This window comes from Nocardia sp. NBC_00511, assembly GCF_045161165.1.
GTDB lineage: Bacteria > Actinomycetota > Actinomycetes > Mycobacteriales > Mycobacteriaceae > Nocardia.
Window position 1 is genome coordinate 5,149,305 of sequence record NZ_CP107849.1, and the last position, 14,387, is coordinate 5,163,691.

Below are 14,387 nucleotides of genomic sequence, written 5' to 3' on the forward strand. Positions count from 1 at the left end.
GAGCTCAGCCGCTACTCGAAGTCGAATTCACCTGTCGCAACCCCTCGTACGAACGCGTCCCACTCCTGACGGTCATACACCAGTGGCACACCCTGACCGGTGATCACGGCTCCGCCGTCCTCATGCACAGCGATCGCGACCGACTCGGCCACCGCGCCGGATACGCGATCGCGTGCCAGTTCGAGGAAGGCGGGCCAGTGGTCGGAGTCCACGGAGACAATCGGCTGCTGCACAGCGGAGCCGGTGTATTTGCTATCGCGAACGAGAACCGTCGTGCCGAACGATCGCAGTTCCACACAGTTGGAGGACTGGCTCGAGAACGACGACTTGAACCACCCCGAGGGTGTCAATCTGATGCTCATCTTCACATCCCTAACGACGTACTGACTCAAGACTATCGGCCAGTCGCGTAATGAGGGTACGTGACTCTTCCTGCGTAAGCGCGCAGCTCTGGAGATGCCCGAAACCAACAGTCAGCATTCGCATTCTGTTCTCGTCCTCGATGAGCTCTCCCCAGTCCAGGGCTTCCGACCAGCCCAGGGTGGGCTGTTGCGGCCGGGTGAAACCCAGGATGTGGAAGGTGCTGCACCCGAAGATCGCTCCCGTGGCGCTCTCGAAGGGCAGTACCCGAAAGTCGATGGTGTCGGGGTGGTTATCGATCATCTCGATGATGTGGTGCAGCTGTCCTCGAAGTACATCGACGCCACCTGTCCGCTGCCGCAGAGCTGCCTCGCTGACCACTGCGTTCAGGCGGAGCGGGTCCGAGTCGGACAGCCGTTCCTGCCGCCGCATGCGCGCTTCCACCCGCTGGTCCACTTCGATCTGACGAATAAAGGCCGTGTCGGCGGTAATCAGCGCACGAGCGTAACTCTCGGTCTGCAACAACCCTGGAATCAACAGACATTCTGCCGTACTGACTTCCTCCGCGCCCGCCTCCAGCCCCCACAGTCGTAGCTGCTCCTCACTGAACAGACCTTCGTACGAGTTCCACCAGGCACGCTGCCGTGCAAGGCTTCTCAGTTGCAGTAGTTCGACCCGTTCGCCGTCCGGAAAGTCGAGCAGCGCCAAGAGAGCGGTGAGCTTGTCCTCGGTCAGAATGCGCTGGTCGCGTTCGATCTTTGGCCAATAGGTACGCGAGAATCCCAGATCCTTGGCAAGTTGCGGGCCGGTGATGCCCAGATCCTCGCGTCGACGTCGCAGCCGGTACGAAAGTTCCCATCGCGCTACCGCAGGTGATTGTGGAGCCATTGCCCGCCTCTCCCCGTGTCCGAGTCCGCAGCGATACGGTACACCACCAGCCAAATGACACATGTCATTCCAATATGCATCTGACATGTGATTACACCTTGACCAACAGCCCGGCCCGCTTTAATGTGGTCTGCATCACAAATCTTCAGCGGTCGGCGGTCTCGCCTCAGCCGGAACACGATTCACCCAATCCTTGATTTAGGTCGAATTAGCCCCGAAATGCCTTGTGCCACAACCGCCGAAGGGTGGACCTGATGGAGCAGCATCCCGCGCCGACCTGCGGCGCAACACTTCCACTCGCGTACGGCTATCTCCGCCTCGAGCTACTCGGCGGCGAAATCGCTACCTGGGAAGGCCGACTCGCCGCCGCCGCGCTCGAACTCGGCTTCGAGTTGGCCGCGGTCTTCCGGGAGCACGCTCCCGAGGCGACCGTGCCACCCGCCTACCTGGACCTACTTCACGAATGTCGCCGCGCCCAAGCGCATTTGGTTATGACGGCGACCGGGCACCTATCGGGGATGACCGTTCCGCGAGCCTGCTTACTCGGACTACTGGCCGCGCGGGCCGGTGCCCGAGTCTACGAAGTGTCCCCGTAGCCAGGCGCTCCCGTCACACCCGAGCCGCCTGAAACAGATTGTTCTCCAGCATATTTCACCGATGAGGAGGCTGTTCCATGTCCACTTTGACACCCTTTGCGATCGGGCTCGTCCTGGGAGCGACACTGATCCTGCTGCTCGCCGCCGCACTCGGCGGCGACCAACCCACCCGATCACACCCTCGCACCGGCGAAGGCCCAACGGTACGAGCGATAGCCGCCCGCCTCGAACAGGAACGCCGCGCCCACCGGCAAATCGCAGAGCGCCATAACGGACCACCGTTGCCGAAGCAGGCGAAAAACTGCGTGTCGCAACTGCTCTGAGAGTAGGTTGCCCGACCATGGCCGACTCGCCGTCGAATCCGCACGACGCCTACTTCCGGCAGGTACTGGCTCGGCCCGTCGACGCAGCCAGCGAGCTGCGAGCGGTGTTCCCGCCCGCGCTGGCAGCGCGGATGGACTGGGACACACTGCTATTGCAGCCGTGCAGCTTCGTATCCCAGCAGCTGCGCTCGCGCTATAGCGACCTGTTGTTCAGCGCCCGCGTGGACGGGCACGACGCGTTCGTGTACTTGCTCATCGAGCACCAGAGCCGACCGGACCCGCTGATGCCGATGCGAATGCTGGAATACATGATCGGCATCTGGAACCGGTACGTGCGCGAGCACCCCAAAACCAAAACCCTCCCGGCCGTTATCCCCCTGGTAGTACACGCCAGTCCCGACGGCCGCCGTTGGGACAGCCCGACCGAACTAGCCGAGCTCATCGATATCGACCCCGCCACCCGCGACGCGCTCGGTGAGCACCTGCCACGATTTCGCTTCCTACTCGACGACCTGACCGCGGACGAGGTGCCCGCGATACACGCACGCGACCTAACACCTGCGGCCCGAGTGCTGCTGGTGCTACTGAAGACCGCCCCCGGCAACAAACACCTCGACACGCAGCTACTTCCGCTGTTGGGAGACCTGCAGACGTTGCTGACCGGCCCGGGCGGTATAGATGACCTGGAGTGCGTAGTGACGTACATTCTTACTGTCGGCGAAACCAGTTGTTCTGATCTGGGACCTGTCATCGACCGGCTCGGTCCCCTCGCCAAGGAGGTCATCGTGACAACCGCACAACGACTCCGCGCCGAAGGCCGCACAGAAGGCCGCGCCGAGACTGTGCTCGAATTGCTGGCACTGAAATTCGGGCCGCTGCCGACGCCCATTACCGCCACCGTCAGCGCCGCCGACACAGCACAGCTGCGGCTCTGGACCGCCCGGACGCTTTCGGCCAACAGCCTCGATGAGGTCTTCGAGTAATCCCCGCAGGACTGCGGTCGAATTGGCTGATGTTGGAAAATCCATTGCCATTCAATGGAAAACGGCCCCGGAACCATTGGTTCCGGGGCCGTTTTTGTTGGTAACGCCTAGTAGCGGGGACAGGATTTGAACCTGCGACCTCTGGGTTATGAGCCAACGGGAAACAGTCCTGGACATGCCTAGGCGTACCGCCCTGTCTCATATTTGCAGGTCAAAAGGGCTCCAGTCGTCCATAGCGTCCGGCTAGTCCCACCCGGTCCGATGGGTTACGCCCCGTCGTGATGCCAAATCTGATGCCAAATCCCTACCGATGACCAGCGTTTTCGCAATCACGGCGGTACCCATCCGATCGTCGCGGCCACTCGCAGTTTGTCTTCAGCATCGCCGCACAGATGGCGGGGCGCACCTATCGCGGTCTAATCACGGCGCGGCGGAATTCGGTGCCGTACGGCCCTACAAACGGTGGGAAACCGGATCGGTAAGCTGCGGACGCATCGACGGCGGCACCTATGTCCCGCCGCGGGCAACGATGGCCGCCGGGGCCCTGGCAGATGGTGTGGACCGGATACCGCTGGTCGAGCGAACCCACGAGCCCCGACCCTGGCCTCGACGTCGGCTCGGCCAAACAACGACTGTCCCTTCGCGGTTCGGGGAGAGCTGACACGCTGCCGGACCAGCGGCGACGGACGTATTTTCCTGCAAAGTCGGCCGCACCCGTCTTCGGTTCAGTGTCCTTGCGGTTCTGGAACGCACCCGGATCTACCTGCGTGAATGCAGATCATTGACCGGATCTTTCGCATGTTCTAGGCTTTGGGGAGTTCAGGCACCAATGTGCCTTTCGGAGGCTTCAACCGTGTCGGTTGGAGCTTTTTTTCATTTCCGCAATCTCGAGGCCCTCAGCGAATGCTGGGGGCCTTCTTCGTGTTTGGAGGTCACGATGGTCGCCGGTATGGCGTCGTGGATCGTGTTGGGCAGTGGGTGGGCGATGTTCTGGATCCAGCTTCCCGCGCTGGTCGTGGCGGTGGCGGTGATCGTCATCGCGACCGTCGCTCTGGTGCGTGCGCGTCCGGAAGATGTGCCGAAAGTGTTCTCCGCGTTCGTTACCGGCTTCGGCCGTCGTCGCAGCATGTGCACCGAGGAGCATCGACAGCTGACGTCTGAGTCTGCGGAGGAGACCAAGTGAAGCATCGCCGAAACCGTGACGGGCTGGCCGACAGTGTGGTGGGCCGCGTGCGACTGCCCGATTGGGCACAACTGCTCAGCGAGGTGTGCCCGGAGATCAGGGACGACCGAGAGACCATTACACGCTGGACGCTGCAGTCCTATGGGGTGCTGGTGGACGGCCGCAGTGTAGAGGAAGTCGCCGCGGAGCACGGGCAGTCACCCGCAGCGGTTCTGGCCGCGCTGGATTACGTCCGCAACACCTTCTACAACGGTGAGAACCGTCGACTGCTGGTTGAGCTCGTCCACGTCGAGGTTCCCAAAGGAGAGCGGTACTGCCGGATGTGTGGAAGCCCGTTGCCTGAGCCCGCCAACCAATACGGTCGACCGCGGCTGTACTGCGATAACGGCACCTGCGCGAATACCGCCTCCCGGCAACGTCGAGGTTTCAGGCGATAGTCCGTTCCGCGACCGGCGGTCGTGGGGGCGGCCGGTCGCGGAAACGGACTATCGGCTTAGACATCGACCTAGGCACCACTGGGACTTCCAGGCAGGCTTCCCACTGCCGCCGGGCTGACCAACCTCGTTCGACGCACGCTCCTCAGCATGTGTGCGCTCTGAGAAGCGGCTGTCGACCAACTGATTTGGACTGTCGACCAACGTGCGGGTCGCGGCAGATCAGTGCGTTCAGCCGCCTCGGATTGCCGCCGCCAGTCGATCTTCCGCCGCGCCGCGCTGGCCGGTTCGGTCAACGCGGCGCGGCGGCAATGCAGAACGTTGGCCGACCTAGCTGCTCTGGTCGGAGGAGTAGAAGGTCACCGCTGCTTGAGTTTCATGATCGACCATGGATAGCCCGTATCCGATGAGATGACCAGCGAGCCAGTGGAAGTGGACTGCGGGACCACGTAGCTGTCTCGACCGACGTTGTGGATCGTAAAGCAATCCGGCAGGGTACTGGAGGGGTCCGCGATGATCGACCACCACGAACGCTCGCCCGATGCATCATCGGTCATGACTACCTGCTCGGACCCTTCGGGCAGCGTGAAGAACAACCCGCTGCCACTGTGGGCGATCGTGACATAGCCGTCGTCTTCGTCTTCGTTTTCAACTGGAACCGGTCGAACATCGTACGACTGCGCCGGACCGGGCTGGAGAGTTACCTCCTCACCCACTTCGTCCTTGAAGGCGTACATGCTTCGACTGTCGAAACTACCCTGACTAGGTTTGATCGTGAAGCGTCCATCGGTGATCACAGACACGATTACGGCCTCCTTGTGGAATACCTTGGGTCACGGGCTGATTCACCCAACCCAAGGGCAGAGCGACAACAGAGGTATCCCCGAAAAGCCTGGGGGTGCAGAGCATTGAACACCAGTCGGACAGCGGCCCAAGTATTCTCGACCGCTGACCGCACCGAACAAGTGTCGATCGAGAACGATCGATGTGTCAAGGCGGGCAAACGCGTCGAAACCACCACCGCCCCAACGGAATCTCAACGCGCTGAACTCGGCATGTGCGGGCGTTGGGAAGCGCTGTCAGCCAGCCAGTTTGGACGGCCGACCAACGCGCGGGTCGCGGCAGAAGAGGGCGTCTGGTTGGTGCCATCTCGTTCGGGGAATGCTCTCGCCTCGAGCCTTGTAGTGTTGTCGATCGTTGAAATGCATTGGGATCTAGCGACGTTCGCTGTGAGTTAGATGTGATTGCCTGGCGTGAGCTGGTCGATTGCAGCTACCTGACTACGCGCGTCTGCTCACGACCGAAGTGGATGGAGTTTCTACGATGACCGACACAGACTTTCCTGTAATTCGCCCCTCCACGTTGATCGCATCCAAGACAGGGGTGCTCCTCATCGACTTCCAAAACGAGCACTTCACCGGAGCTTTGCCTGTCCCCGGCGCGGAACGAGCACTCGCGAACGCCAAGCGCCTGGTCAGCCATGCGCACAAGGAACGCATGAGCGTCTTCTACGTCCGGCACCTCGCCCCCAAAGACTCCACGGCTTTCGCCGAAGGAACTTCGGGAGCTGAGTTCCACCCCAACTTGCAGCCGAGTAGCCGCGACCACATAGTGACCAAGAGCCAGGTCAGTGCGTTCGAGAGCACCGACCTCGGTGAGCAACTGGGCAGGGCCGGTGTCAATCACCTGCTGGTGTGCGGGCTCACCACCGATGCCGAGGTTGCCAGCAGCACCCTCGATGCCGTCAAACAGGGCTTCGCCGTCGCGACCGTTGTCGGCGATGCCTGCGCCGCACGGGCTACGACCGGGGAAAGCGGCACCACCATCGACAGCGACACCACCCACAAGACAGCCCTGGGCACGATGCCCAGCATTGGGGTACCCGTGATGACAACTCAGGAGATCCTGGCCCTGCCAGTATCGGTCAGCTGACGAAAAGCGGGGCCGGGCCCTCACTGAGCGGCACCGAAAACCCGGTGCAGCATCTGAATTGACGGCCGGTTCCCCGCACCGTATCCGCTAGCCAGAGAGTAGCGCGTGTCAACCTTGATACGCGCTATTCGGCAGATGAGTGCCCTGCGTGTCAGGCTGAGTTGAGACCGCCACTTCACAGCAACTCGACCTGACGCGGGGCGAGAGACGGACCGATTCCCCTTGAGAACTTCCACCACCGTGCCGATGACCGACAATGGTCGGATGGATTCGACCCAGCCGCGCTCGGGCGGCGGCAAGCGCCGCAGTTTCACCCCGGCCCAGAAACTCGCGCACCTGGTCGCCTACGACCGCGCGTGTGAGGACGGGACCGGCGGCGGGGCGTACCTGCGCAGCGTGGGCCTGTATTCGTCATCGATCGTAGAATGGCGAAAACAACGCGACGCCGGTGTGCTGCAAGGCAAATCCCCCGGCGAGAAGGTCGGCAAACTCACCCCCGAACAGGCCGAGATCGCCCGCTTGAAGCGGGAGAACGACCGGTTGAACAAGCGCCTCACGACCACAGAGGCCGCGCTCGACATCATGGGAAAAGCACACGCGCTCTTGCAGACGATCTCCGAGAGCGCGGAGCACGAGCAGCGACCGAACAAACGTTGAGCTACACCTACACCACCCTCGCCGATTCCGGTGTAACCACCAGGCGAGCAAGCGATTTGACCGGACTCGTGCGCGGAACCGTGTTCCGCCGCGCCACCGCCGCGGCGGGGCCGGCCGTGGCCGTCACGGTAGCGCCGGCCGAGCCGAGCAACAAGCTCACCGATCTCGAACGCCGCCGAATCCTCGAGGTACTCAACAGCGACGAGTTCGTCGATTCCGCACCGCTGCAGGTCTACGCCCGACTACTGGACGAGGGCACCTACCTGTGTTCGGTGTCCACAATGTATCGGGTCCTGGCCGAAAACCGGCAAGTCAAAGAACGGCGGCGGCTGGCACGCCACCCGGCGAAAGCCTGCCCCGAACTGGTCGCGACCGCACCCCGGCAGGTGTACTCGTGGGACATCACCAAGCTCGCGGGACCGGTGAAGGGCACCTATTACGACGCCTACATGATGATCGACATCTACTCCCGCTACATCGTCGGAATCCACGTCCATACTCACGAATCCGGTTTGCTGGCAAAGGAATTGATGCTGCAGATCTTCGCCGTCCACGGCATCCCGCAGGTCGTGCACGCCGACCGCGGCACCTCGATGACCAGTAAAACCGTCGCCGCGCTGCTCGCCGACCTCGAAGTAACTCGCTCACACTCACGGCCCCGGGTATCGAACGACAACCCGTTCAGCGAAAGCCTGTTCAAGACCCTGAAGTACGGGCCCGAATTCCCCGAACGCTTCGGATCACTCTGGGAAGCAAGGCAATTCATGTCCGAGTTCGAGCAATGGTACAACCACGAACACCGACACACCGGCCTCGGACTGCACACCCCCGCCGACGTCCACTTCGGTTTGGCCGCCGCCAAAGCCGCCGACCGCCGCGACGTCCTGGCCGCCGCACGCGCACGACACCCGCACCGATTCGCCACCACCACAGCCCCGAAGATCCTCGACCTGCCCGACACTGTCTGGATCAACCCACCGACCGAAAAACCCACCACCAGCCAGGAGCCCGCAACCACCGCCGCTTAACACCGACTGGTCTCATACGGCTTGAAAAATTCCGGTGCGTCGAGAAGCCTTGTAGACCAAGCGATCTGGACGAACGCCCAACGCGCGGGTCGCGGCATGAGCGGATCTTCCTGCCGTATCGCTTGGGCTGCCTGGTGCTCGACCTCGGGTTGCGGGTTCGAGCTCGCAATCATGGCTGAAGCCGATATTGTGATTGCCGTTCGATACGCGAGTTCCGCAGCGGTACTGACGATTTCGGAGGAAGAACGACGTGATTACCTTCACCCGTGTTGATCAGCGAGGCTTGATCGACCAGGTTGTCCTGAAGTGGATAAACGAGCCGCAGTACAAAGCGGATGGCTACATCGTTGTCGACGACGAGATCGCCGCAAGCGAATCGTTGACCGCCGTATACAAGGACGCAGGCGGGGGTGCGAGTGTCTACATCTACTCCGAGAGCAAAGCACTTAGTAAATTGTCCGCAGCAGAGGAGTCGCGCAAGAGTTACTGGGTGACCGTCCGGAGCCCATCGGTCTTGCAGCGCCTGGGTTCACAAGGGGCGGACGTTCTTGCTCAGAAGCAGATCGTACTGGGCAGCACCGGGAAAGAGCCCGGGGCAATTCAGGTGACGGGTCCATGGCACTACACCGCTGAGGAGCTGAAAGGGGACTGCCCCGAGTTTGGTTGACTCGCGGGTGTAGTGGTTCAGGCCGCGAGCGCGGGCCGGTTTATTGTCTCAAACTCGATCGGGGTGAGCCGGCCGAGTCGGCGTTGCCGACGAGTGCGGTGGTAGGTCTTCTCGATCCAGACCACGATCGCCAACCGCAGTTCCGCGCGGGTCGCCCAGCGCTGCCGGTCGAGGACATTCTTCTGCAGCAGCGCGAAGAACGACTCCATGGCCGCATTGTCACCACACGCCCCGACGCGGCCCATCGAGCCTCGTAAACCGTTGACTGACAATGCATTCACGAACTTTCGGGAACGAAACTGACTGCCCCTGTCAGAGTGAACGACCGTCGCGTCTGGTGAGCGGAACGCGACGGCGTGATGCAGCGCCGATACCGCGATCGATGCCTTCATCCGAGAATCGATCGAGTAGCCCACGATCCGGTTGGAGAACACGTCCTTGATCGCGCACAGATAGAGCTTGCCCTCGCCGGTGGCGTGCTCGGTGATATCGGTCAGCCACACGGCATCCGGGGCGTCGGCGGTGAATTTGCGGTCGACGAGGTCGTCGTGGACCGGTGGGCCGGACTTGCGGTTCACCCCGCGTTTCTTGGCGAATACGCTCCAGATCCGTTGCTGTGAACACAATCTGGCGACTCGGTTCTCACCCGCGCGGATGCCGCGGGCGGGCAACTCATCGGCGATGAACCGGTAGCCGAACGCAGGGTCGTCGGCATGGATGTCGTAGGCGGCATTGATCAGATGCGCATCGTCCCAATCCCGTTGCGAGACAGGGTTCTTCTTCCATTTGAAGAATGCTTGGGTGGAGAATCCGAGTACCCGACAGGTCACCGCGACAGGAATCTTGTCTGCGGCCAGGTCCAGGACCAGCGGGTACATCATTTTGGGTTCACATCGCGCGAGAAGTAGGCGACCGCACGGCGCATGACCTCGGCTTCTTGTTCGAGTTGCCGGATCCGTTTGCGGGCCTCGCGAAGCTCGGCCGACTCATCACCGGTGACGCCGGGGCGATGTCCATCCTCGATGTCGGCCTGTTTCACCCAGTTCTTCACGCAGCTTTGCGAGATCCCGAAGTCCTTCGCGATCTGGGTCAACGGGATCTCGCCCTTGCGGGCGACCGCGACTACGTCGCGGCGGAACTCCTCGGGATAGGGCTTGGGCATGTCGGTGATCCTTCCACTGCGAGGAGGTCCTCACAGGTCAGGAGTCAACCAAACCGGGGGCAGTCCCAAGCGATCGATCACATCAATGCGACCGACCGTCAAGCAAGGTTCCAGCTGCTCCCCTCCGACGACCCGATCTATTGGTCCGACCTGCGTGCAAAGTTCGCCGACTACCTGAAATGACCGAGAACCCGAAGCCTTGAATAGCCACCGCTGATTGATCTTCCACTGCACCGCGCTGGCCGGTTCGGTCAGCGCGGTATGCGGCATGACAGTGCGTTCCGCGGCGCCTTAGATCCGCAAGGCCACCGGGCCGTCCACGAACCAGCGTTGGCCGATTCCGACCAAGTACCACTAACCCGCGAAGCAGGCCAAGTCAGTCCCGTGGTCGACACAATGCTGAAGCCATCCCTGAACATCGGCGATGTTCGACTCGACTTCCGAAGGCAGGCCACGCCTGATCGCGTCGGCAAGATCGGTGAGCGCTTCTGGAATATCCTCCAAGAGGATGTAGCCGACCGATGCGCCGCTCACACCCACCGGAAGCTCTTCGACCCCTTCGCACATGAGACTCTCTACAGAGAACAAACTGCCATGCGCCGCCAGGGCTTTGTCGACTGTGCCGAACCAGCTCCGCCGCGTTTGCTCCCAGCCGTCCAGTGCTTCGCCGTAGTGCTGAACCAGCAGTTCGAAGACTCGGATGTAACTGCCGTCGTTCCAGTCGGTGGCGTCGTACAAGATATCCCTGCCGTGTTGGTTGACGCCCGTAACGATGCATCGCAGGGCGTCCTCGGGAGTCAGGGCGCGCTCCTCGTCTGCCCACTCTTGACGAAGTTCGTCCAGGTCTCTACCCAGCAGACCTATCAGGGTGTCGATCTCGCTTTCATCACCAGTTCTCAAGTGGCGCTGGGCCTTCTCGATCTGCACCGAGTACGGATAGGTATTGATCGACGTCATTCTTCCAAGCCTCTCGCGATCAGACTCTGCAAGCTCCGCGACCCACCATAGTGACAAGGCGAACCAACCAAGCCTCCGGTCTGAGGGCGTCCTGAATTCGGCAGAATAGTGCGTTCAGCAGACGCGCCGACGGATCAGGGACACGCCACCCAGCGACGTCAGTTTTCGCCGATACCAGCGGATCTTGACTGCGCTGGAGGGCGTCACAGTTGACCGATAATCGACGTCGGAATTCACCAGCGCAGCCAGGCGCATACATAGGTCACACGATGGGCGGTGTGATCGATGCGCTCGAGATAGGGGGCGACAGGACCGCGCGCGCGATGGATCACGAGGATATGGGGCCGTACCGATTACTCCTGTCCAACGCGTCGAGGGGATGAGGGGTGGGGCCGAGGACGGCGGCCCACACCAGCAGGGCGGAGGCCGCGACGAACGCGGCCGCGCCGATGAACACCGGACGGGGGTTATCGCCGTTGAGCCCGGTCAGCAGTCCGGCGAGCATCGTGCCGACCGTCCCGGTCGTGAGCACTAGAGATCTGGCCGTGCTGGTAACCCGCCCGAGCAGTGCCCGCGGCACCACCTGCTGGCGCGGCGTGCGGACGACGACGACCACGACCATCGATGCCCCGACCAACAAGGCGTTTGCGGCGGCCAGCCACGGCAGGCTGGGCGCGGCGCCCACCAGCGATAGCCCGGCGGATATCAGCAGCACGCCGATCAGGCACATCGGCACCGGTGCCAGGCGGGGACCGACGGCGGCCGTGCCGAGCGCGCCGAACACCCCGCCGACCCCACCTGCCGCCACCGCCAGGCCCACCAGATCGGTGCTCGCGCCGAGACGATCACGCGCGACGAACGGGATCAACGCTTCTGCCCCCAGGCCGAGCGCGGTCACCGCCTGGAGCAGGGTGATTCCCAGAATGAGCGGCGAGGTCACCAGGTATCGCAGTCCGGTCCGCAGCTCGGCACCGACGGACCCGAAATTCTCCCGATCTACCCTCCCCCGCCCTCTGACCATCGATGTTGGTGCGCCACCGGTGAATTCGGTGCCCGCCAGCCTGCTGTGGGTACGCCGGAGGGTGGACCAGCGAGACCGCGAACGTCCCCGCGTTCGCCAGCAAAGCCGTTTGCTGACCAGATACCGCAATCAGCACACCCACCGCAGCCGGCCCGAGTACAAGCGATAGTTGCCCTGATGTCTCGAGAAAGCCGTTGGCGCGCAACAACTCCGGTCCGGAGAAGCGTCCCGGCGAGCTCCTCAGCGCCGACCGGGGACCGACGCCCTGGTCGGCGGGCCGGTCATCTGCTCGACCTGCCCTGACTCGGCACGCTGGCCGTGGCGGCGGTGGGGCTGATCTCGGGCGGGCGTTGGCGGGCGAGAGCGGTGGCGGTCAGGGCGGTGACCGCCATCGCGGCGATGCCGAACAGCGCTGCGGTGGTGTAGGCGTGGTCGTTCGGGAAGAGATGACCGGTGTCTGTGCCGGTGGCCAGGATCAGGCCGCCTATCGCGCTGCCCAGGGAGTATCCGAGGCTGCGGACGACGTAATTGAAGCTCATCGCGCTCGACGTCTCGCTTTTGGGCGTGACGGCCAGGATGACGCCGGGCATGGCGGCTGAGAAGCTGCCGACGCCGAAGCCGAGCACACCCATTGCGACGAGCAGTTCGGCCAGGTTCGACCGAGCTGCGGCGAAGAGGACGAACCCGCCACCGACGATGACGGCGCTGCCGGCCAGCAGCACGGGTGCGTCGATCAGCGTCCGAACCCGGGGTGTGAGTTTGCCGGCGATGAACCCCAGCACCGAGAACGGGACGAGGACCAGCCCGGCGACGAAGGTGGTCAGCCCGAAGCCATACCCTGCGCTGTGCGGCGTCTGCGCGTACCGCGTGATGAGCGTGAGCAGCAGGTACATGCCGCTCCCGCCGACGAACATGGCGATGTTCGCTCCGGCGACCGCCGGGTGCCGTACCGCCCGGACATCGACCAGGGGCGCCTTGCTGCGCAGCTCGGAGGCGGTCCAGACGCACAGCAGCAGCACGGCGACGACTGCGAGGATCACCGCCACGGCGAGGTGACGGCTCCACAGGCTCCGCTGGCCGACCAGGAACAGGACGAGGAACAGTCCACCCGCGAGGACGAGCGCGCTCGCCACGGCCACGTGAGCAGAGCGGCCTTCGGGAGCCGCGGGTATGAAACGCCACGCGGTCAGGAATGCGACAGCGGTGATGAACAGACCGAAGCTGTAGGCCGCCCGTACCCCGCCGATCTCGGCGAGCAGCGCGGTGAGTGGGTAGCCGACGCCGGCGCCGATGATCGAGACCACCGAGATCAGGGCAATCGTCGCCGCGCTGCGCTCCTCGGGGAGGTGGTCCCGGGCAACGCCCATCATCAGCGCCGTCAGACCGACCCCGACGCCTTGGGCCGCCCTACCGATGAGCAACCCCGCGAACGGCAGCGGCAGCACGGTCAGCGCACTGCCGACGACGACGACCGCCAGCGTGACAAGTATCGTGGCCCGTCGGTGCGGGCCGGCTCCGAGACGACCGAGGACGGGCGTGGCGACGGCGCCGCTCAGCAATGCGACGGTCAGCGTCCACTGCGCGCTGTCGAGCGAGACGTGGAACGTGGTCGCCACACTGGTGATCAGCGGCGTCCCGAGGCTGGCGACCGCCGCAACGACCAGGGCGATGAACATCAGGGCGGGGACCAGCAGCCGCGCCTCGGAGCGCTCCGGGGTGCGCCCCGTCACCGCTTCGGCCCTTCGCGGTCCTGGCTTTCGAGCTCTGCCAGGTGCGCCAGCGCCGGAAGCGCTGCCACCAGGGCCTCGACCTCGTCATCGGCGAGTTCGTCGATCATCCGCGCGAACGCGTCGACGCCCGCTTGGCGCCGCGTCTGAACGTACGACGCGCCGGCCTCGGTCAAACACACCAGCGTGACCCGCTTGTCGGACGCGTCGCCAGTCCGCTCGACCAGTCCGGACTCCTCCATCACCCGGACCAGCACGGTCATCGCGGGCTGGGTGACACCCTCGATCACGGCCAGATCGGTGATGCGTCGCGGCCCGGTCCTCTGCAGGGTGGCCAGGGTGGCGGCGGACGTGATGCTCATATCGCGCGGAAGGCGTCTGACAGCCGCGGTGGCCAGCCCATAGAGGGCCGACCCGATCGCAGTGGATGCGCCACGAGTGGCGGCTTGACGTTTCATGTATTAAACAT

General features: G+C 63.4%; 15 protein-coding genes. 7 read left to right on the forward strand and 8 right to left on the reverse strand.

The window, feature by feature from the left end:
* Nucleotides 1-11: 11 nt before the first annotated feature.
* Nucleotides 12-362 (reverse strand): DUF397 domain-containing protein, encoded by a 351-nt coding sequence (locus tag OG300_RS24200; protein ID WP_405485242.1) that lies wholly within the window; start codon nt 360-362, stop codon nt 12-14.
* A gap of 10 nt (nt 363-372) precedes the next feature.
* On the reverse strand, nt 373-1,335 hold the full coding sequence (locus tag OG300_RS24205) for a helix-turn-helix domain-containing protein (RefSeq protein ID WP_405485244.1): 963 nt from the start codon (nt 1,333-1,335) through the stop codon (nt 373-375).
* 586 nt (nt 1,336-1,921) lie between these two features.
* Here OG300_RS24205 and OG300_RS24210 point away from each other — a divergent pair.
* The 4 genes from OG300_RS24210 (at nt 1,922) to OG300_RS24225 (ending at nt 4,770) form a co-directional block, all read left to right on the forward strand.
* The gene (locus OG300_RS24210; protein WP_405485246.1) at nt 1,922-2,167 is read left to right on the forward strand and encodes a hypothetical protein; all 246 of its coding nucleotides are present in this window, start codon (nt 1,922-1,924) and stop codon (nt 2,165-2,167) included.
* 17 nt (nt 2,168-2,184) lie between these two features.
* Nucleotides 2,185-3,150 (forward strand): Rpn family recombination-promoting nuclease/putative transposase, encoded by a 966-nt coding sequence (locus OG300_RS24215; RefSeq protein WP_405485248.1) that lies wholly within the window; start codon nt 2,185-2,187, stop codon nt 3,148-3,150.
* Nucleotides 3,151-4,003: 853 nt separating this feature from the next.
* Nucleotides 4,004-4,333 (forward strand): hypothetical protein, encoded by a 330-nt coding sequence (locus OG300_RS24220; RefSeq protein WP_405485250.1) that lies wholly within the window; start codon nt 4,004-4,006, stop codon nt 4,331-4,333.
* Nucleotides 4,330-4,770, forward strand: coding sequence for a hypothetical protein (locus OG300_RS24225; protein WP_405485251.1), 441 nt, complete (start codon nt 4,330-4,332; stop codon nt 4,768-4,770). The genes OG300_RS24220 and OG300_RS24225 overlap by 4 nt, the downstream gene beginning before the upstream one ends.
* Before the next feature lie 356 nt (nt 4,771-5,126).
* Here the strand turns inward: OG300_RS24225 and OG300_RS24230 are convergent, their stop codons facing one another.
* Nucleotides 5,127-5,570: a hypothetical protein gene (locus OG300_RS24230; RefSeq protein ID WP_405485253.1), complete on the reverse strand. Its 444-nt coding sequence runs from the start codon at nt 5,568-5,570 to the stop codon at nt 5,127-5,129.
* 520 nt (nt 5,571-6,090) lie between these two features.
* Between OG300_RS24230 and OG300_RS24235 the strand changes: the two genes are divergently transcribed.
* The 3 genes from OG300_RS24235 (at nt 6,091) to OG300_RS24245 (ending at nt 9,051) form a co-directional block, all read left to right on the forward strand.
* Nucleotides 6,091-6,699: a cysteine hydrolase family protein gene (locus tag OG300_RS24235; protein WP_405485255.1), complete on the forward strand. Its 609-nt coding sequence runs from the start codon at nt 6,091-6,093 to the stop codon at nt 6,697-6,699.
* 264 nt (nt 6,700-6,963) lie between these two features.
* Nucleotides 6,964-8,384, forward strand: a protein-coding gene (locus OG300_RS24240; RefSeq protein ID WP_405485256.1) for an IS3 family transposase whose coding sequence is annotated in 2 segments (ribosomal slippage) — nt 6,964-7,324 and nt 7,324-8,384 — 1,422 coding nt in all. Because the reading frame shifts where the segments join, the coding sequence is not laid out codon by codon here.
* A 250-nt stretch (nt 8,385-8,634) separates the two neighbouring features.
* On the forward strand, nt 8,635-9,051 hold the full coding sequence (locus OG300_RS24245) for a PTS sugar transporter subunit IIB (RefSeq protein WP_405485258.1): 417 nt from the start codon (nt 8,635-8,637) through the stop codon (nt 9,049-9,051).
* Nucleotides 9,052-9,068: 17 nt separating this feature from the next.
* Here the strand turns inward: OG300_RS24245 and OG300_RS24250 are convergent.
* From OG300_RS24250 to OG300_RS24270, 5 genes are all read right to left on the reverse strand, one after another.
* Nucleotides 9,069-10,213 (reverse strand): IS3 family transposase gene (locus OG300_RS24250; RefSeq protein ID WP_331722933.1). Its coding sequence is split into 2 segments (ribosomal slippage): nt 9,069-9,934 and nt 9,934-10,213, totalling 1,146 coding nucleotides; the frame shifts between segments, so codons are not numbered across the junction.
* Nucleotides 10,214-10,567: 354 nt separating this feature from the next.
* Nucleotides 10,568-11,170 carry a hypothetical protein gene (locus OG300_RS24255; protein ID WP_405485260.1) on the reverse strand — a complete coding sequence of 201 codons (603 nt, stop codon included), beginning with the start codon at nt 11,168-11,170 and terminating at the stop codon, nt 10,568-10,570.
* Between the two features lie 328 nt (nt 11,171-11,498).
* Nucleotides 11,499-12,110 (reverse strand): hypothetical protein, encoded by a 612-nt coding sequence (locus OG300_RS24260; protein ID WP_405485262.1) that lies wholly within the window; start codon nt 12,108-12,110, stop codon nt 11,499-11,501.
* A gap of 362 nt (nt 12,111-12,472) precedes the next feature.
* Nucleotides 12,473-13,921, reverse strand: a complete 1,449-nt coding sequence (locus OG300_RS24265; protein WP_405485264.1) for an MFS transporter — start codon at nt 13,919-13,921, stop codon at nt 12,473-12,475.
* Entirely contained in the window at nt 13,918-14,376 is a 459-nt protein-coding gene (locus OG300_RS24270) for a MarR family winged helix-turn-helix transcriptional regulator (RefSeq protein ID WP_405485266.1), read from the reverse strand. Before OG300_RS24270 ends, OG300_RS24265 begins: the two co-directional genes overlap by 4 nt.
* Nucleotides 14,377-14,387 lie beyond the last annotated feature (11 nt).

Coding starts and splice junctions, on each gene's coding strand:
- OG300_RS24200 (WP_405485242.1), bottom strand. CDS start 362: ATGAGCATCAGATTGACACCCTCGGGGTGGTTCAAGTCGTCGTTCTCG.
- OG300_RS24205 (WP_405485244.1), bottom strand. CDS start 1,335: ATGTCAGATGCATATTGGAATGACATGTGTCATTTGGCTGGTGGTGTA.
- OG300_RS24210 (WP_405485246.1), top strand. CDS start 1,922: ATGTCCACTTTGACACCCTTTGCGATCGGGCTCGTCCTGGGAGCGACA.
- OG300_RS24215 (WP_405485248.1), top strand. CDS start 2,185: ATGGCCGACTCGCCGTCGAATCCGCACGACGCCTACTTCCGGCAGGTA.
- OG300_RS24235 (WP_405485255.1), top strand. CDS start 6,091: ATGACCGACACAGACTTTCCTGTAATTCGCCCCTCCACGTTGATCGCA.
- OG300_RS24255 (WP_405485260.1), bottom strand. CDS start 11,170: ATGACGTCGATCAATACCTATCCGTACTCGGTGCAGATCGAGAAGGCC.
- OG300_RS24270 (WP_405485266.1), bottom strand. CDS start 14,376: ATGAAACGTCAAGCCGCCACTCGTGGCGCATCCACTGCGATCGGGTCG.